Raw genomic sequence first — 19,865 nt, 5'->3', positions numbered from 1 at the left:
CCTAATCCCCCTTTGTAATACTGATCTTCACCAAAATCCCAACCCCATCACAATCAACAGATAGGCGCCGAGAGAATCAGCATGAAGTACGCCGAACTCTTTTGTCAAAGCAACTTTTCTTTTCTGCAGGGGGCATCGCATCCACAGGAATTAGTCCACGCTGCTTACGATCTGCAATATACAGCCCTTGCTATCACCGATGAATGCTCCCTTTCCGGAGCCGTTAGAGCCTATAAAGAACTTGAAACCATCAAGTCTACAGACTCTAAAAATCCCGAGTTTAAACTAATTTTTGGCAGTTATTTCCGGCTCCATAACAACATAGAAATAGTTCTACTGGCTCCGGACAAAACTGCCTACAGCGAGCTATGTCAGTTAATTTCAAAATCACGCTTAAGGGCGGAAAAAGGAACCTACATTACTTATCAAAGTGACTTGACAGAGTTATGCAAAAACCTAATTGCCATCTGGATTCCAAATTTTAATGAAATAGAAATACCTGAAGAAATCAAGAAAACCTTCAGCGAACGGCTTTACATTGCCATCAACAATCACCTACACGCAGAGGGAAGCCTTAAGTGCAATAGAATTACTGAGCTTGCAAGAAGAGAGAATATTTCCTTGATTGCAACCAATCATGTATTGATGCACTGCTATAGCCGAAAGCCACTACAAGATGTACTCAACGCAAATTACCATAATTGTACCCTGGATAATCTAGGGTATCGTATTGAGCAAAATGCTGAACGTTATCTTCGCAGATTAGGTGATATCCAGTCGTTACACTCCAAAGAGTCTATAGACAATACCAACCTCATTGCCAAACAGTGTACTTTTTGCTTGAGCGAACTCAGTTACGAATACCCATCAGAAGTTATCCCTCAAGAAAGTAATGCGAGCAGCTATTTAAAAAAGCTAGTACAAATAGGAAGGGCTGCTCGCTGGCCACAGGGTCCTGAAAAGAGAATTGATGAGATTATCAATAAAGAACTCGCAATAATAGCAGAACTGCAATATGAGCATTACTTTCTAACCATTTACGATATAGTCCAGTTTGCCCGCGAAAATCATATCTTGTACCAGGGCCGTGGCTCCGCAGCCAATTCAGTAGTTTGCTACTGCCTATTCATCACAGAGATAGATCCTCATAAAATTGGATTGCTATTTGAACGGTTTATCTCACGGGAACGCAATGAACCCCCAGACATTGACGTAGACTTTGAGCACGAAAGACGCGAAGAAGTTATTCAGTATATTTACACAAAATATAGCCGGGAAAGAGCTGGACTTACAGCTAGTAAGATCACCTACCGCTTTAAAAGCGCCGTAAGGGATATCGGCAAAGCCCTTGGTATCAACGCTGCCACAATAGAACAACTTATTGCTGAACGTGCCTGGTGGGACACTCTAGATAGTTTCCCCCAGCAGATGCAGAAAGTAGGAATAGATCCGGGCAGCGTAGTAGGAAAAATGTTCCCACAGTTACTGCAGCAAATATATGGTTTTCCAAGATATCTGTCGCAACATGTGGGTGGTTTTGTTATTACAGAACAACCATTATACCAGCTGGTTCCAATTGAAAATGCCGCTATGGAGGATCGCACCCTAATCCAATGGGACAAAGAGGATATCGAAGATTTAAAACTAATGAAGGTCGATGTGCTCGCCCTGGGCATGCTAACTGCACTGCGTAAATCCCTGAATTATATTGCTCTATACGGCCCCAAATTGCGATTGCAGGATATTCCCGCCGAAGATCCACAGGTCTACGAAATGATGTGCAAGGCCGACACCGTTGGAGTTTTTCAAATTGAATCTCGCGCTCAAATGAGCATGCTGCCAAGGTTACAACCCCGAAATTTTTATGAGCTTACTATAGAGATCGCCATTGTCCGCCCCGGACCAATTCAAGGCGGCATGGTACACCCCTATTTGAAACGCAAGCAGGGGTTGGAGACCGTGCGCTATCCACATAACAGTTTACGCCCAGTGCTTGAGCGCACTCTCGGTGTTCCTATATTTCAAGAACAAGTTATTCAACTATCGATGGTCGCAGCAGGGTTTAGCGGCGGTGAAGCGGATGAGCTTCGCCGAGCCATGGCCAGCTGGGGGAAAAATGGGGACTTGTATAAATTCAGGGATAAGCTTGTGCGGGGGATGCAAAGTAATGGCTATAGGGAAAGTTTTGCTGAACAGCTCTTCAACCAGATGAAAGGTTTTGGCTCCTATGGCTTCCCCGAATCTCACTCTGCAAGCTTTGCGCTTTTAGCCTATTTTTCTGCCTGGATTAAATACCATCACCCAGCGGCCTTTTACTGTGGGTTGCTCAATAGCCAACCGATGGGATTCTATGCGCCGGCACAGCTGGTTTATGATGCTCAACGCCACGGAGTTAAGGTTTTGCCTATTGATGTACTTTATAGCTATTGGGATCACAACCTAGAAATCCGAGACATACTCTATCCGGGCCAAGAAGCATCCAAGAAAAATTACAATATAAAAATCAGCCAGCAAACCAGTCAACCACTATCACCACTTCAGAAAAAACCAGAATCCACCACCAGAACTCCAAGCCTACGCTTAGGCATGCGCTTAATAAAGGGATTAAAAGAAGCTACCAGTAAATCGATTTTAACACTCAGAAAAAAGATGGAAATTCAATCGCTAGCACAATTTCAAGAGTTATTAAGTGTTAACAGCGAACAACTCGCTCACCTAGCCCAGGCCAATGTATTTGTCAGCCTTAGTCGAAACCGCCTGCAAGACAACTGGACATCCATAAAAAGCAACTTTAATTACCAACATACTGCATATTTACCAAATTCTTCTATAAAGGACAATATAACTGGTGATTATACGAGTACTGGACTCACACTAAATATGCATCCTATCGCCATCTTTCGACAGCAGAAAAACTGGCGCCACTGTATAGCAGCAAGAAATCTTGCATTCTGCGGCAATAAAAGAAGTGTTACCGTTATTGGAATGGTAACCTGTAGACAGAGACCAAGCAGCAGCTCAGGGCTGCTATTCCTAACACTGGAAGATGAAACAGGAAATATTAATGTTATTGTTCATAGACACATCCAAGAAAGATATAGACAGGAAATCCTCAAAGGAAAAGTACTTGTAGTTAGCGGGTGGGTTCAATTGGCCAACTACAGAAGCAACAATAAATATAATGTTACTCACTTAAAGGCATTTGCAATGAAACAGGTAGACATAGGCTTAAAACAAATGATCCGGAATTTTCATTGAAGCCTATTTCCCCGATTTTGGAGAAACAAGTCCAGCAAGAGAGATGCACATAAACCTAAAGCACGTCACGGGCAGCTGCTAGGTTAGTGAGAAATAATGCTTGTTCTAAAATAAGCGCAAAAATAAAGGGCCATGCTAATGCATAACCCTTAAATAAAACCCTATGCGGAATACCAGGGTAAAACTTAATAAAAACCTTTACAGATCTTCTGATCTACACAAGTACCTGTGTAAGTCCAGGTAACTGCGTTGCTATCGATCGCGGGTGTTGCGATGAGAGTCAAACCACCCTGACCATCAGTACCAGTCAAGGTTAAAGCGCCAGTAGTAGCATCAATTACCGCTGTTTTAATGTTCGGATCTACCTTTAGGTCATCTGCACTAGGAACACCAGAGGCGGCGCTAATATCCCCTACAGCAGCAACCTCACCGGTTTGTACTACTACGCCCACCGCAGTCGTGTAAGCGCCAACTGCGGTAGTCATGCCTACCCCTCGCGCTGACTTCTGGTAGTTCTCGTAAGCAGGCAGCGCCACGGCAGCCAAAATACCAATGATCGCCACTACGATCATCAATTCAATAAGAGTAAAACCCTGTTGCTTTTTCATTGTAACCGTCTCCATACAGACTTAAGTAAATATGAGTTCCGTGAGGAAATATATCCTGTGAGGAAATCGCAGAATACGATACAAGGTTTGTGCCAATTCTTGCAAGCTGCCGATGGCCCTGGCCTTTGCGATTGAGAAGTTAATCACTCCACAAATCACGCCAGTACTCGAAGTGAACACTATATGACAATACTGACCCAAGAGTGACAAAAATTGTCACTGTGAATTCCCCCCAAGGCTGTGAGCCACACACAATGTATCTGATTTGGCTCACTTCGGCTAATTCGCTATATTGGCTCAGGCTACGCCCTCAGCAATGGTTCAGCTCAGCTCCAGATTAAAGAAAACATGTAGGCGTAAACTCTGCAATAACACTATGTGGCATCCCAATCCATGACTACTTCCCCCCTTAGCGGTTTGGCAAAGCGCTTGGTCGCAGACCAAGTGCTCGACGAAACCACAGCAATCTCGGCACTCAAAGCCGCTCGTAGAGAAAACCAGACTTATGCCCAACATATTGTCGAGGCCAAACTGGTCTCAGCAAAAGAGCTTGCCAGCATCGCCTCCCTTGCGTTTGGTACACCGCTCTTTGAACTGGGAAGCTATAACTTTGAACTAATCCCCAGGGACGTTGTTGATGAAAAACTGATCAGCAAGCATTTTACGCTCCCCCTCTACAAGCGTGGTAGCCGCCTCTTTGTTGCCGTAGCAGACCCCACCAATCTCGCCGCTTTAGATGAAATCAACTTTAATACCGGCCTAAACACCGATGCAGTTCTAGTTGAAGCCGATAAGCTTGGTAAAGCTATCGAAAGCTATCTCTCCCAAAACGACAACATAGGTGCCGGGCTCGAGGGTGTTGACGATGAAGAGTTGGACGGGCTAAATATCGACGACAGTGAACCGGATACCGACAATGACAATGAGCCAGGAGGAGATGAAGCGCCAGTTGTACGATTCGTGAACAAAGTACTACTGGACGCGATTCGAACCGGCGCCTCTGATATTCACTTTGAACCTTATGAGAAATCTTACCGAGTACGCTTCCGAACTGACGGTGTACTACATGAAGTTGCCAAGCCCCCTATCCAATTAGCCAGCCGCCTCTCCGCTCGCCTAAAAGTTATGTCCAGGATGGATATCTCTGAGAAACGCGTCCCCCAGGATGGCCGCATTAAGATGAAGCTTTCCAGAACCAAAGCCATCGACTTTCGTGTTAACAGCCTGCCCACCCTTTGGGGAGAGAAAATTGTATTGCGAATTCTCGACCCCTCTTCCGCCAAACTGGGGATTGATGCTCTTGGCTATGAAGACGAGCAAAAAAGAATCTATATGGATGCCTTAGCTCAGCCCCAAGGTATGATCTTGGTTACTGGCCCTACCGGCTCAGGCAAAACGGTATCACTCTACACAGGCCTGAACATCCTCAATACACCAGAGCGCAACATTTCTACTGCCGAAGATCCAGTGGAAATTAATTTAGAGGGAATAAACCAAGTTAACGTTTCCGCTAAAGTGGGCCTTAACTTTGCCGAAGCCCTTCGCTCATTTTTACGTCAGGACCCTGATATTGTTATGGTGGGGGAGATCAGGGATTTGGAGACTGCTGAAATTGCTATTAAAGCAGCTCAGACTGGACACTTGGTGCTTTCAACACTACACACCAACTCTGCACCCGAAACCCTAACTCGCCTAATGAATATGGGTGTACCCACTTTTAATATCGCGACCTCAGTGAGTGTCATTATTGCCCAGCGCTTGGCGAGAAGATTATGCAATGAATGCAAAAAGCCAGCCTCTCTACCGCAGGAAGTACTTGAGGCAGAGGGCTTTTCAGCAGTTACAATCCCACAAACTGAATGGACTATCTTTCAGCCCGTAGGCTGTGAGCACTGCTCAAAAGGCTATAAGGGGCGGGTGGGCGTGTATGAAGTGGTTCGCATTACTGATGGTATCTCCAGAATTATAATGGAAGGAGGTAACTCCATTCAGATTGCAGACCAGGCAAGAGAGGAGGGCTTTAATAACTTGAGAGTTTCTGCCCTACGAAAAGTTGTAATGGGTGTTACCAGCCTTGAAGAAGCCAATAGGGTAACTAAAGATTAACATCTGCCTAACTGGCAGGATTATGGCTTCGCATGAAGAACACAAAAGTAGTAGAAGAGATCTGTACGCATCTTAAAAGTTGAGCTTTATGCTCCCATACATCGTTAGAAACCAATTGAAAGAATGAAGAGTCGGATCTTGTAAGTTTAGCAACTGTATGCAAGAGACAGAGAGCAGGAAGAGCATTTATGGCTAATGCCACGGCAGTTGAATATATCTATAAAGGTGTAGATAGCAAAGGCACCAAGGTTCAAGGGGAGATCAGCGGTACTAGCCCAGCCCTAGTCAAGGCCCAGCTGCGTAAGCAGGGAATTATTGCGAACCGTGTTCAAAAAAAACCCAAACCTCTCTTTGGGGGAGGGAAAAAGAAAGTCAAACCCGCTGATATCGCGTTATTTACTCGTCAAATGGCTACCATGATGAAGGCCGGAGTACCTCTGGTACAAAGCTTTGAAATTGTTGCCGACGGTTTGGATAACCAAGGAGTCAAGGAGCTAATCTTTAAAATACGCGACGAAGTTGCATCAGGTACCCCATTTGCTGATGCACTTCGTAAACACCCTATCTATTTTGATGATTTGTTTTGCAACCTGGTTGCATCGGGTGAGCAATCTGGCGCACTTGAAACCATGCTTGACAGGATTGCTACCTATAAGGAGAAAACAGAATCCTTAAAGGCAAAAATCAAGAAGGCGATGACATATCCCATTGCGGTTATCTTAGTTGCTATTATTGTAACATCCATATTGCTAATCAAAGTAGTTCCCCAGTTTGCTTCAACATTTGCCGGTTTTGGAGCAGACCTGCCCGCATTTACACAACTTGTAGTCCGCATGTCAGACTGGATGCAGGATTATTGGTTTATTGCGCTTATTATTATAATTCTCACCATTGGCGGCATTATAGAGGCCAAAAAACGCAATAGAACGGTAGCAGACTTTTTTGACAGGCTAATTTTAAAATTACCCATTTTGGGACAAATTACATATAACTCCATTGCAGCACGCTTTGCTCGCACACTTTCCACAACCTTTGCTGCAGGTGTACCTCTAATTGATGCCCTGAAATCTGTTGCAGGAGCCACAGGCAACAGTGTCTACACTGATGCAACATTAAAGATTAGAGATTCTGTTGCCACTGGTATCCCACTAAATACTGCACTTCGAACATCAGGAGTTTTTCCCACCATGCTGGTGCAAATGACAGCTATCGGTGAAGAATCTGGTGCCCTGGATGAAATGCTAGGTAAAGCCGCAGACTACTACGAGGAGGCTGTCGACAATATGGTCGACAACCTCACTACATTGTTGGAGCCGTTAATTATGGCAGTACTTGGCGTTTTAGTCGGCGGCCTAATGATCGCCATGTACCTACCTATTTTCCAGCTAGGTCAAGTTGTTTAAAACAGATGATTGAAACCCTAACCTTTTACCCGGCACTGCTCATAGGCAGCGCCTTTATTTTGGGCCTACTTATAGGCAGCTTCTTAAACGTCGTGATCCTGCGCCTCCCCGTAATGATGGAGCGGGAATATAAGCGGGACTTCTATAGTTACTTTGATAAAAATCCTCCTAGCGAGGAGCAGAAAGAGTTAGAAAAGCCTTTTAATCTGGTACTCCCACACTCCCACTGCCCCAAATGCTATGTTGAGATCAAAGCCTGGCAAAATATCCCCATTGTTAGCTACCTATTTCTTCGCGGTAAGTGCGGCTCCTGTGGTACCTCCATTTCCAAACGTTACCCAATGGTGGAACTGATTACCGGCATTTTGACCGCTATCGTTGTCTGGCAATTGGGCTTCACCTGGCAGGCACTGGCTGGATGCTTTTTTACCTGGGCCTTGGTCGCCTTAACAGGTATCGATTTTGACAAGCAACTGCTTCCAGACAGTATTACTCTGCCGCTACTCTGGGCCGGTTTAATCATCAATATTTGGGGAGTGTTTGCTTCTCTGCAGGACGCAGTAATCGGTGCTATTGCCGGCTACCTATCTCTTTGGCTAGTGTTCCACATCTTTAAGATTGTTACCGGCAAAGAAGGTATGGGGGCTGGTGACTTTAAAATCCTGGCAGCTATCGGAGCTTGGTTTGGCTGGCAGGTGCTACCGATGGTCATCCTGCTTTCCGCTGTCGTGGGAGCTATTGCAGGAATTTCCTGGAGCATTGCCGTAGGGCGGGATCGCAACTTGCCCATCGCTTTTGGCCCCTACCTTGCCGGAGCGGGCTGGATCGCTATGCTTTGGGGTGATCAAATCATGAGCTGGTATTTTAATATCGCTGGTCTTAGTAGCTAAACGACCAACTCACTACTCTCCTACTATTTGCTTTACTATGACCCCCGCCAGCTATCTGGCCGGGGTTTTTATTTATACCGCAACCTTATTTATTCTTGGGGAGGGCAGCCATTGTTTACCGTAGGTTTAACCGGCGGGATCGGTAGCGGAAAGTCAGCAGCCGCTGGGTATTTCCGTGACCTGGGCATTAATGTAGTAGATGCAGACTGGGCGGCAAGGGTTGTGGTACAACCGGGAAAGCCCGCTCTGGAACAGATAGCCCGACACTTCGGGACCGATGTCTTACTGGAAAGTGGCGAATTAAACCGGAGCAAACTGCGCACACTAATATTTGACGACCCAGGCGAACGGCAATGGCTGGAAAGTCTATTACACCCACTGATAAGAGAGGAGATAACCTCCTCACTGAACGGAAGCCAGGGGCCCTACGCAATATTGGAGTCCCCCCTCCTGATTGAGTCAGGCCAATATGAGCTCGTTAACAGGATTTGTGTAGTCGATCTACCCGAGGCTTTGCAGCTTGAGCGCGCCAGCGCGCGCGATAACAGCCAGCAGGAACAGATTCGCAAAATCATGACGGCCCAACTGACAAGGGAGCAAAGACTAGAGAAGGCGGATGATGTGCTGGATAACGCTAATGACTTAGCTTCACTCAAAGATCAAGTAGAGCAGCTCCATCGGGAGTACTTACGGATTGTCCGGTTGAAACAATCGGGCTAAGTTAATTAGAGTACAATTCCGATTCAGATCACTTTAGAGCCCAAGCTAACTTATGCCTAAATCCAGCGTAACGCCGACACTCAACTGCCCTACCTGCAAAAAGCCCATTGAGTGGAGCGATAAGTTTCCCTTCAAACCTTTTTGTAGCGAACGTTGCAAGCTGATTGATCTCGGCGAATGGGCTAGTGAGGGACACAAGATTCCCGGGGAGTCAGTGTATGACGATGTGCTGAGTGATGACCTGGACCCGAACAAGCCCCGCCATTAAGGCCATCCAACTCACTTGAACAGCTGCCTGCAAGCAGCTGTTCAAGATGAAGCTTAGGAGAAACTCCCTTTTACCGCTTCAATAATCGCTTGATTGGCGTCGGGGAAGTGGAAGTTGTCCAGCTCCCCAGCAGATACCCACTTGATTTCCTGCTGCTCTCGCCCGAGGGCCTCACCCGTAAACCGCGTTACCTGCCAGGTATCCAGCAGCACGGTTTTTTCAGGGTAATCGTGACGAATTTCCACCAGCGGCTGCAACTCCTGTACTTCAATGGCCACTTCTTCAAGTAGCTCCCTATAGAGCGCCTCCTGCACAGACTCACCAGCTTCCACCTTGCCACCGGGAAATTCCCAGCGCCCTCCCATATGCAAATGGTCGGGACGGCGGGCAATCAGGATCTTGCCATCCCCTCGGGTTACTACACCGACAGCAACATGGACAACCTTACTCACTCTACTACCTCAAGTCCGATATTCTGCGTTGATGGTGACATACTCGTGAGAGAAGTCACAGGTCCAGATATGCTCACTGCAGACACCGCGACCCAGCTCTATACGGATTTTAAATTCGGGTTTTGAAAATACCCGCTCTCCAGCCTGCTCTTGATATCCAGATGCGCGCCCACCGGCACTTACCACCTGTACATCATCGAGGAAAATCTCCACCTTATCGGTGTCTAACTCGCCTTGGATAGCATTGCCGATCGCCATAACCAGCCGACCCCAGTTAGGGTCTGAAGCATAAAGTGCAGTTTTCACCAGCGGAGAATCACCGACTTCAAAAGCTACTGCCAAGGCCTCTACACTGCTGAGCGCGCCATCCACTTGTACGGTAACAAACTTGGTCGCCCCCTCACCGTCCCTGACAATGGCCTGGGCCAGCTCTATATGTATTTCCGAAATTGCTCTGTACAGCTCCATGTAGCCAGTGTTCTCAGAGCTGCTGATCATCTCCCCCCGCGCACCTGTGGCCATCAAAACACAAGCATCATTCGTCGAGGTATCTCCGTCTACGCTAATTCGATTAAATGAAGCCGCGACAACTTCGCGCACCATTTGATCTAGCAGGGGCTGCGTTACACCAGCATCAGTGGCGACATAGGCGAGCATGGTAGCCATATTCGGCTGGATCATGCCGGAACCTTTGGCAATACCGACAACGGCAATCTCTTCACCATTAATCATTAACTTGCGGCTCGCAATCTTTGGCCGGGTGTCCGTAGTCATAATGGACTCGGCCGCCAACTCCCATCCGGCGGGATCAAGCTGTCCAGCAGACCCCGGAATAGCAGCGAGTAACCTCTCCATCGGTAAGTGCTCACCAATGACGCCAGTACTAAAAGGCAATACTTGCTCAGCGGAAATCTTCAGTGCATCTGCCACCGCCTCACATGTAGCCCGGGCATCCGCCAGCCCCCTTACCCCAGTAGCGGCATTGGCATTGCCGGCATTAACCACCAAGGCTCGCACTTCTCCTTTGACGATATGCTCTTTAGCAACCATTACTGGAGCCGCACAAAAAGTATTCTGGGTAAAAGTGGCTGCAACTGAAGTTCCTTCAGCAAGCTCAACCAACAACAGGTCATTGCGTTCCCAGTCTTTGACCCTGGCAGGTACACTGGCGAGGCGAACTCCTTCGACAACGGGTATGGATAATTCAGGCATAAGAATAACGACTTTGGGCTATCACAGCGCAGGCAAACCTAGACCCCGGTCCACCCAAACGGATTAGCGGAAATAAATGAGCGGTCGACATTATCAAAGCCGAACCTCAGTAAGGCAAGCCAAAAATAGACTTATCTGCGGAATGGAAACCTTTTTCCGCAGATAATTCTTTTGCTGATTAAAAAAATACCCCGCTAAGCGGGGCACTTTCTTGAATTCAAGCAGTAAATAATTAGCTCTGGGTAGAGGAAGCCAGCTTACCGTGACACTGCTTGTACTTTTTCCCGGAACCACAGGGGCAGGGGTCATTACGCCCGACTTTAGGACCGCGACGCTCCGGTGCCGGGGTAGCCGGCTGCTGCTCCTTGGGCTCACTTTCTGGAAGCGCCGAAGCTTGAGCGTGTTGCAGCTCAAGCTGCTGCCTGCGCTGCTCTTCCAGGCGACGCTGCTCCATCTCTTCCGCTTGCTCACGAGTCATCGGCTCTACGTGGGCAAGAATACGCACCACTTCATGCTTGAGGTTCTCCAGCATGCTCTGGAACAGGTGGAAAGACTCGCGCTTGAATTCCTGCTTGGGGTTTTTGTTGGCGTAAGCCCGCAAACCAATACCTGCACGCAAGTGGTCCATGCTGGAAAGGTGCTCCTTCCACAATTGATCCAATACTTGCAGCATAATCTGACGCTCGATAGTCGGCATCAGATTGGCATCACCGGAAGATTCACCAATGCGGGAAACTTTTGCAGCATAGGCTTCCTGCGCGGCGACAGTAATCTTTTTCCGCAGGCTCTCTTCGTGCAGAGTGCGATCTTCATCGAGCCACTGCTGAACCGGCAACTGGATACCCAATTCGCCAGAGAGCTGCTGCTCCAGGGCTGGAATATCCCACTGTTCTTCTACACTCTGGGGGGGAATAGAGCCGGAGACAATGCCGTCAACCACATCTTCACGAATGGCGGAGATCGTATCGCTGATACTCTCAGCTTCCAGCAGCTCATTGCGCTGGCCGTAAATCACCTGACGCTGGTCATTGGCCACGTCATCGTATTCCAACAACTGTTTGCGAATATCAAAGTTACGACCTTCAACACGGCGCTGGGCTTTTTCGATAGCGTTGGAAACCATGCGGTGCTCAATCGCCTCACCGCGCTCCATACCCAGCATCTGCATAAAATTCTTCACCCGGTCAGAGGCGAAGATGCGCATAAGGTTATCTTCCAGAGATAAGTAGAAACGAGTAACACCCGGGTCACCCTGACGACCTGCACGACCTCGCAGCTGGTTATCAATACGGCGGGATTCATGGCGCTCAGTACCGATAATATGCAGACCGCCCGCAGCGATTACCTGCTCGTGACGCTTCTTCCAATCTTCCTTGACTTGTGCGAGTTCCGCTTCAGTCAGTTCGCGATCTTTTTCCTGACCCAAGGCCGTCGCTTCAGCTTCCCAGTTACCACCGAGAACAATGTCGGTACCGCGACCAGCCATATTGGTAGCGATAGTCACTGCACCCGGGCGACCCGCCTGGGCGATAATCTGTGCTTCGCGCTCGTGGTATTTCGCGTTGAGAACCTGGTGCTTAATTCCCGCCTTTTGCAACTTACGGGACATTTCTTCAGAGGTTTCGATAGAAGCGGTACCTACAAGGATTGGAGCCTGCTTTTCGCGACAGTGCTTCACATCCTCAATAATCGCTTCCATCTTCTCTTCCTGGCTCAGGTAAACCAGGTCATTGAGATCTTCACGTTGAATTTGCTTATTGGTGGGGATCACCACCACGTCCAGGCCATAAATTTGCTGGAATTCAAACGCCTCTGTATCCGCTGTACCGGTCATTCCCGCAAGTTTGGGGTAGAAGCGGAACAGGTTCTGGAATGTTGTAGAAGCGAGGGTCTGGCTCTCACTCTGAATCTGCACACTCTCTTTTGCTTCCAGCGCCTGGTGCAGGCCTTCGGAGAGACGGCGACCCGGCATGGTCCGGCCGGTGTGCTCATCAATTAACACCACCTGGCCGTTCTGCACGATGTAATCCACATCGCGATTAAACAGTACATGCGCGCGCAGGGCGGCGTGCACGTGGTGCAACAGGCCCAGGTTCCCAGGGGCGTAAAGGGACTGGTCTTCCTTCATCAACCCGCTGCGTGACAACAGGTCTTCGATCAACAAGTGGCCCTGTTCCGTCAGCTCAACCTGGCGAGTCTTTTCATCAACGGTGTAGTGCCCCTCCCCACCTTCTTCGGCACGCTCCAGCTGGGGAACCAACTTATTCATTGCCATATAAAGGTGGGACGAGTCTTCGGCGGCTCCAGAAATGATTAGCGGAGTACGCGCCTCATCGATCAGGATGGAATCCACCTCATCGACAATAGCGAAGTTCTGAGGGCGTTGGGTACGGTCCTCTTTGCGCAACACCATGTTGTCACGCAGGTAATCAAAACCGAATTCGTTATTAGTGCCGTAAGTAATGTCAGCCTCATAGGCCGCTTTCTTTTCTTCCGGTGGCTGCTGGGAAACAATAACTCCCACTGTCATACCCAGGAATTCATACACCGGGCGCATCCAATTGGCATCCCGCGAAGCGAGGTAATCGTTCACCGTAACAATATGAACGCCCTTACCTTCAAGTGCATTCAGATAGGCCGGCAGGGTTGCAACCAGGGTTTTACCTTCACCGGTACGCATTTCTGCAATACGCCCTTCATGCAGGGTCATCCCGCCGATCAGCTGAACATCGAAGTGGCGCATGCCCATGGCCCGACGACCCGCTTCACGCACTGCAGCAAACGCCTCAGGCAGAATTTGATCGAGCTTTTCCCCGTCAGCGAGTCGCTGCCTAAACTCATCCGTTTTAGCCCGCAGGCCTGCATCGTCAAGCTTCTGGAAATCCTCTTCCAAAGCGTTGATCTTTCCCACGACGCGTCGCATGCGCTTCAGCTCGCGGTCATTTTTTGAACCAAAGACCGATTTAATCAGTTTGCCAATCATTATCTAGAAACCACTTATCTTATTTGCGCTGTCGGCGCTAATATCGGGCAGATCGATGCACCGACGCTCCTTTATGCGAGGGGTGCAAGTAAACAGGAAGGCGCAAGCGCTGGCAACTCTTATGCCAAGCTACCAACAATTACGCGTAAAGGAAGGATAGTTCTTATCTGCCTGTGCGGCGGATATAGCTAGCTGGATCAACCGTGCGGTTGTTCTTATATATCTCAAAGTGAACATGGGGCCCGGTAGAACGGCCACTGGAACCCATCAGGGCAATAGTCTGCCCCCTCTTGACCACGTCACCCAATCCCACTTTCAGCTCACTATTGTGCCCATAGCGGGTTGAATAACCATTGCCGTGATTAATTTCTACCAACTGACCATAACCATGGCGCTCATCAGCCCAAGTGACAACACCTGCGGCTACTGAAACAACATCGGAGCCCATCTTGCCAGCAAAATCCACCCCCTTGTGCCAGGTCCTACGGCCAGTGAATGGATCGGTGCGATAACCATAACGGGAAGACATCCACCCCTTGCTGATCGGGCGGCCTGCCAAAAACTGCTCATCCTCAAGTTTGAGGTTCGCCATCAGGGATTCGAGAGTGTTCAGCTGCATTTGGCGATCTTCAATCTGATGAGAGAGATCTCCAATAACATCCAGGAATTCCGGTGGCTGATACGGCAACTCCGATGCACCTGCGATTCCGGGGTCTTCCGGCCCACCGATAGCAGGTGCACTGCCAAACTCAAACTCTCCTTCATCGAGATTGGCAACAGAGGTTAAACGCTCACCCAGTGCATCAAGGCGAGTTAAACGCGCCTGCAACTCTGCAAGCTTAACGGTAAGAGCTGCCAGCTGCTCCCGCGCCTCTCTATCTGCTTCAGCAATTTCTTCCTGCTGTTTGCGCAGTGCGCGACTCCAGGCCTTGGCCGTTCGGGAATCAAATAGGTCAGTTTTAGTAACCGGTAAATTCGCCCCCAGCAGAAATGCACCCACAGGGAGGCTCAGCAAGCACAACCCCAACAGGGCTTTGCTCAAACTGCCAAAATTAAAGCTGCGAGTCGCACCGCGCTCATTAACCAAGATTACTTTCATAGGAGCTGTGAGAAGTTCGACATTTTTAATTTTCGTTAGTCCCCAGCTCACAAGCCGAGGTGCCAAACCAATAAGGATACCAAAAATCTATAGGCTTTCTCTGTGAAACAATCATACAAAAAAGCCGGCACTATAATGCCGGCTTCTTGCGAAAGTATCAAACTGCCAAAATAGGCTTAATATAGGAGATCGGTGCTTCTTCCTGCTCACCTTCAAAGGTGACCATTTCCCAAGCATCCTCCTGAGCCATCAGGTTGCGAAGGGATTTATTGTTCAGCGCATGGCCAGACTTAAAGGCCTTGAACTCACCAATCAGGCTGGTCCCCAGAAGATAGAGATCGCCAATCGCATCCAGAATTTTATGTTTCACAAATTCGTCTTCATAACGCAACCCGCCTTCATTCAGAATGCGGTACTGATCAATCACAATTGCGTTATCAACGGAACCGCCCTGAACCAGGCCCTTGGAGCGCAGGTACTCGATTTCGTGCATAAAGCCAAAGGTACGGGCGCGACTCACTTCCTTCACAAAGGAGGTACTGGAGAAGTCCACGGATGAACTCAGGTTACGCCCCTGGAAAACCGGGTGGTCAAAGTCGATTGTGAAGGACACTTTAAAGCCATTAAAAGGCAGGAAGCTGGCAACCTTATCGCCATCCTCTACAGTTACTGGCTTCTTGATTCGCAGGAATTTCTTCGGAGCTGCTTGCTCTTGGATACCTGCAGATTGAATTAGAAATACAAATGGGCCGGCACTGCCATCCATAATGGGCACTTCTTGCGCGGATAACTCGACAACCGCGTTATCAATGCCAAGGCCCGCCATTGCCGAGAGCAGGTGCTCTACCGTAGCAATGCGAACATCACCCTTTTCCAGGGTGGTTGAAAGGAGAGTGTCGCCGACATTTTCCGCACGAGCCTCGATTTCAACTACAGGGTCCAAATCGGTTCTACGGAACACGATACCGGTGTCTACGGGCGCTGGTTTAAGGGTAAGTACAACTTTCTTGCCAGTGTGCAGACCTACGCCAGTGGCGCGAATAGCATTCTTAAGCGTGCGCTGTTTGATCATGAAACTATCTTTTCCCCGTCGGTGGACTACGCCCCTAAGGCGCAGCAAGCCATCGATACTAGCACAATTGCGACGCCAATACCAATTCTGGGCGAGTGGTCACCACAACTGTGCACCACCTACCTATATGAGGATAGATCAAGCAAAGATTGCAGCGCCAACGCATGTCGCTATGACAGCATTCTAAGATCCTAAGCTCCGCAAGCGCTGTTAATAATTGTTAATTATTTTAGATAGTTATTGCGACTCACCAGTTCTGATCAAAATCTACACAAACGGGGCAAGGGCCCACCCATTCGACAAGGTAGACCCGAGCAAAAGCCGCACCGCAGCGGCAATACCCAGCCGGAGCCGGGCAGACATGAGCGGTGTTCTGCCTCTGCGGTACCGTTTCCTAGTCTGCCTGACGGCGCAGGAAGGCTGGAATATCCAGGTACTCCATATCCGCATCAGCGGGATTCAGGGCAGGAGCCGGGCGCTTGGGGCGCTCCGCTTCAGCACGAGGGCGCGGATCAATGGCCTCGCGGCTTGCCAGTCCCGCAGAGCTGTGGCCAGCGTGAGCGCTGTGATTATCGCGAACCTCACGGGTTTCACGAACAGGCTCGCGAGGCTCTGGGCGGCGAGTATTATCCACCACCTTCGCCGGACGCGCTGCAGGAGTACCCTCGCCAAGACCTGCGGCCACAACGGTAACCCGCATCTCATCACCGAGCTTATCATCTACCGCTGTACCGATAACCACAGTAGCTTCATCGGAGGCGATTTCCTGGACAATCTCACCTACTTCAGAGTACTCACCCAAGGTCAGTTCCTGACAGCCCGCCTCTTCGCTACCGGTGATGATATTCACCAGGATACCGCGAGCACCTGCCAGGTTGACGTTATCCAGTAGCGGGCTTCGCACGGCTTTCTCAGCCGCTTCGCGCGCACGGTTTTCACCGACGGCAGAACCGGACCCCATCATCGCCATGCCCATTTCAGACATTACGGTGCGCACATCGGCGAAGTCCACGTTCATGATGCCCGGACGAATCATCAGGTCGGCAATGCCTTGTACAGCACCCAATAAAACGTTATCTGCCTCTTTGTAAGCAGATTTCATTGTGATCTTGCTACCGAGTACTTCCAGCAAACGATCGTTGGGGATAGTAATCAGAGAATCAACTTTATCACGCAGCTCGAGGATACCCTCTTCAGCTACAACTGTGCGTTTGCGCCCTTCGATCTTAAATGGGCGAGTAACTACAGCAACGGTAAGGATACCCAGTTCTTTTGCAATCTCAGCGACAATCGGCGCACCACCGGTACCGGTACCACCGCCCATACCGGCAGTGATGAATACCATATCCGCACCGGTTAATACCTCAGCAATGCGATCGCGATCTTCAAGTGCGGACTGACGGCCAATATCCGGGTTTGCCCCTGCGCCCAGACCGCGTGTAATTGTGTTACCCAGTTGCAGGATTGTGCGAGCCTCAACATCTTTAAGGGCCTGTGCATCTGTATTTGCACAAATAAAGTCTACGCCCTCAACATCATTGGCGATCATATGCTTAACAGCATTACCACCACCGCCGCCGACACCAATCACCTTGATGACAGGCTTATCCTGTACGCTATCAACTAGTTCGAACATTGCTGTTCCCCTTTCTTGCTCATGTCGAATTTTACAGCCATGCCTAAAAAAAATCCTTCACCGGATGGCTAAATCTGGTTGCACTCTATTACAAATTTCCGCGAAACCAGTGCTTTACCTTGTCCCACCACTGATTATCGTTGCGCACAGGCTGTATTTTGCCCTCTCGAGCCTCTTCCTGCTGCATCGCATACATCAATAATCCAACTCCAGTGGAATAAATTGGGTTGCTGACGATATCCGTCAAACCTGCAATACCCTGAGGCACTGCTAGGCGAACCGGCATATGAAAAATTTCCTCAGCCAGTTCAACCGCGCCCTCCATTTTTGAAGAGCCGCCGGTAAGTACTACACCCGCCGCACACAAATCTTCGAAGCCGCTGCGACGTAACTCCGCCTGTACTAATGTAAACAATTCGTCGTAGCGCGGCTCAACGACCTCGGCCAATGCCTGTCGGGATAAATCCCTGGGCGCGCGATCACCAACGCTCGGCACCTTAATGGTCTCACCTTCGCGAGCGAGTTTTGCCAACGCGCACGCATATTTGATTTTCAAATCTTCTGCGTGCGGTGTCGGTGTGCGCAAAGCCATGGCAATATCATTGGTAACCTGGTCTCCAGCAATCGGTATCACACCGGTATGCCTAATAGACCCACCAGTAAACACAGCAATATCGGTAGTTCCCCCACCAATATCTACCATGCATACTCCCAACTCTTTTTCATCTTCGGTCAGGACTGCGTAACTTGAAGCCAATTGTTCAAGAATGACATCTTCTACTTCCAGACCACATCGACGAATACACTTTTCAATATTCTGTGCAGCATTCACTGCACCGCTGACCAAATGGACCTTTGCTTCGAGGCGAACACCAGACATTCCGAGAGGTTCTTTTACCCCTTCCTGATTATCAATCAGGTATTCCTGCGGAAGCGTGTGCAAAATCTTCTGGTCCGCAGGAATAGCGACAGCCCTGGCAGCATCAATAACACGATCGAGATCCTGCTGGGTAACCTCTCGATCCTTAATCGCAACTATACCGTGAGAGTTCAAGCTGCGAATGTGACTTCCCGCAATCCCTGCGTACACAGAGTGAATTTCACAACCCGCCATCAACTCAGCTTCTTCCACAGCGCGCTGTATAGATTGCACGGTTGATTCAATATTAACCACTACGCCCTTTTTCATTCCAGTGGAACGATGAGAGCCGATACCGACAATATTAAGTTCCCCATCACCGGAAGCTTCACCGACAATAGCGACTACTTTAGAGGTGCCTATATCCAGTCCAACAATCATGCGCTGATCGGATACCTGTGTCATTTTCGTGCCAACCTCGCTGAGCTGCATTCTGTTTCAGGTTCTGCTATCGGACCAGAACACAGCATTCGCTTTTAAACTTTTATCTATAAAACAGCCACCCGGGCTGCCTCGATTTTTACTTTTCTTCGTCTTTCCACTGAACCGCTACCGCATTGCTGTAGCGCGTATCGACGCTGACAACTTTTTGCAAGTGCGGCGCCAGTACACCCCGACTCAAATACAGAAAACGGTGTACCCGCTCCAATAAAGCATCATGGCCAAGTTTTAATTCAATTCCCGACACTAACTCCAGATGCCAACCGCTTAGGTCGTCAAATGACAACCGTTTAACCTCCATATCCCGCGTGGTCAGTAACCCCGCAAGCGCGCGGTATTGCAGCATAATCCGCTCTACCAATTCTTCATCCCCGGCAAGCTCGGGCAGGGACTGAACCCCCATATGTGACGGACGCGGCAGCAGATCCCCACTCGCCACCAACAATTTATCTTTACCCCAGGTGGCGAGAGGTTGCGCTTCAGTGATATCAACCTCAACACCCTTCGGCCAACGCCTGCTCACCGAGGCGGAGGTAATCCAGGGGTTAGACAGTAATGTCTGCTGCATCGCCTGAATGTCCGCTGAAAAAAAGCCCGCTTTCAAGTGAGGAAGAAGCACCTCTTTTAACTCTTCTTCAGTTACCGCATTAAAAGCCCCGCGTACTTCAACTTGCTCTAGGGCATCAACATTACTCAACTCAACCGATGGCACCCATCGCCATAACCAAACTGCACCATAGAGCAAAGCACTAAAGCCTGCGAACATCACCAATAAAAAAAAACACCGCTTCCAGTTCA

The 19,865-nt window shown here is 49.1% G+C and carries 15 protein-coding genes; 6 read left to right on the top strand and 9 right to left on the bottom strand.

Annotated elements, in window-relative coordinates:
* Positions 1 to 81 precede the first annotated feature (81 nt).
* Positions 82 to 3,258: an error-prone DNA polymerase gene (locus tag ACJJI3_RS22315; protein WP_444940973.1), complete on the top strand. Its 3,177-nt coding sequence runs from the start codon at positions 82 to 84 to the stop codon at positions 3,256 to 3,258.
* A 185-nt stretch (positions 3,259 to 3,443) separates the two neighbouring features.
* On the opposite strand, the gene ACJJI3_RS22310 is transcribed toward ACJJI3_RS22315, so the two are convergent.
* Positions 3,444 to 3,866, bottom strand: a complete 423-nt coding sequence (locus tag ACJJI3_RS22310; protein WP_444940972.1) for a pilin — start codon at positions 3,864 to 3,866, stop codon at positions 3,444 to 3,446.
* Between the two features lie 393 nt (positions 3,867 to 4,259).
* Here ACJJI3_RS22310 and pilB point away from each other — a divergent pair, with 393 nt between their 5' ends.
* The 5 genes from pilB to yacG all read left to right on the top strand — a co-directional run bounded on the left by pilB (position 4,260) and on the right by yacG (position 9,253).
* On the top strand, positions 4,260 to 5,972 hold the full coding sequence (gene pilB / locus ACJJI3_RS22305; protein WP_444940971.1) for a type IV-A pilus assembly ATPase PilB: 1,713 nt from the start codon (positions 4,260 to 4,262) through the stop codon (positions 5,970 to 5,972).
* 188 nt (positions 5,973 to 6,160) lie between these two features.
* Complete coding sequence (locus tag ACJJI3_RS22300; RefSeq protein WP_444940970.1) at positions 6,161 to 7,375, top strand: type II secretion system F family protein; 1,215 nt, start codon at positions 6,161 to 6,163, stop codon at positions 7,373 to 7,375.
* A gap of 5 nt (positions 7,376 to 7,380) precedes the next feature.
* Positions 7,381 to 8,265, top strand: a complete 885-nt coding sequence (locus tag ACJJI3_RS22295; protein ID WP_444940969.1) for a prepilin peptidase — start codon at positions 7,381 to 7,383, stop codon at positions 8,263 to 8,265.
* A gap of 111 nt (positions 8,266 to 8,376) precedes the next feature.
* Positions 8,377 to 8,985: a dephospho-CoA kinase gene (gene coaE, locus ACJJI3_RS22290; protein ID WP_444896377.1), complete on the top strand. Its 609-nt coding sequence runs from the start codon at positions 8,377 to 8,379 to the stop codon at positions 8,983 to 8,985.
* Between the two features lie 52 nt (positions 8,986 to 9,037).
* Positions 9,038 to 9,253 (top strand): DNA gyrase inhibitor YacG, encoded by a 216-nt coding sequence (gene yacG, locus ACJJI3_RS22285; RefSeq protein ID WP_108734183.1) that lies wholly within the window; start codon positions 9,038 to 9,040, stop codon positions 9,251 to 9,253.
* A gap of 53 nt (positions 9,254 to 9,306) precedes the next feature.
* Here yacG and mutT read toward each other — a convergent pair whose 3' ends face one another.
* From mutT to ACJJI3_RS22245, 8 genes are all read right to left on the bottom strand, one after another.
* Positions 9,307 to 9,705, bottom strand: a complete 399-nt coding sequence (gene mutT, locus ACJJI3_RS22280) for an 8-oxo-dGTP diphosphatase MutT (RefSeq protein ID WP_444907511.1) — start codon at positions 9,703 to 9,705, stop codon at positions 9,307 to 9,309.
* Between the two features lie 9 nt (positions 9,706 to 9,714).
* Positions 9,715 to 10,917 (bottom strand): bifunctional glutamate N-acetyltransferase/amino-acid acetyltransferase ArgJ, encoded by a 1,203-nt coding sequence (gene argJ / locus ACJJI3_RS22275; RefSeq protein WP_444940968.1) that lies wholly within the window; start codon positions 10,915 to 10,917, stop codon positions 9,715 to 9,717.
* 232 nt (positions 10,918 to 11,149) lie between these two features.
* Positions 11,150 to 13,900: a preprotein translocase subunit SecA gene (gene secA / locus ACJJI3_RS22270; protein ID WP_444915755.1), complete on the bottom strand. Its 2,751-nt coding sequence runs from the start codon at positions 13,898 to 13,900 to the stop codon at positions 11,150 to 11,152.
* Between the two features lie 163 nt (positions 13,901 to 14,063).
* Positions 14,064 to 14,999, bottom strand: a complete 936-nt coding sequence (locus tag ACJJI3_RS22265; RefSeq protein ID WP_413663007.1) for a M23 family metallopeptidase — start codon at positions 14,997 to 14,999, stop codon at positions 14,064 to 14,066.
* A gap of 157 nt (positions 15,000 to 15,156) precedes the next feature.
* Positions 15,157 to 16,071 carry a UDP-3-O-acyl-N-acetylglucosamine deacetylase gene (gene lpxC, locus ACJJI3_RS22260; RefSeq protein WP_282933860.1) on the bottom strand — a complete coding sequence of 305 codons (915 nt, stop codon included), beginning with the start codon at positions 16,069 to 16,071 and terminating at the stop codon, positions 15,157 to 15,159.
* 394 nt (positions 16,072 to 16,465) lie between these two features.
* Complete coding sequence (ftsZ, locus tag ACJJI3_RS22255; RefSeq protein WP_413663008.1) at positions 16,466 to 17,707, bottom strand: cell division protein FtsZ; 1,242 nt, start codon at positions 17,705 to 17,707, stop codon at positions 16,466 to 16,468.
* 88 nt (positions 17,708 to 17,795) lie between these two features.
* Positions 17,796 to 19,031 (bottom strand): cell division protein FtsA, encoded by a 1,236-nt coding sequence (gene ftsA / locus ACJJI3_RS22250; protein ID WP_282933862.1) that lies wholly within the window; start codon positions 19,029 to 19,031, stop codon positions 17,796 to 17,798.
* A 115-nt stretch (positions 19,032 to 19,146) separates the two neighbouring features.
* Complete coding sequence (locus tag ACJJI3_RS22245) at positions 19,147 to 19,833, bottom strand: cell division protein FtsQ/DivIB (protein ID WP_444942581.1); 687 nt, start codon at positions 19,831 to 19,833, stop codon at positions 19,147 to 19,149.
* Positions 19,834 to 19,865: the final 32 nt, after the last annotated feature.

The organism is Microbulbifer maximicatervae (SeqCode), assembly GCF_052466985.1.
The sequence above is the reverse complement of the archived record's forward strand: the minus strand, read 5'-3'. Positions and strand labels throughout refer to the sequence as shown.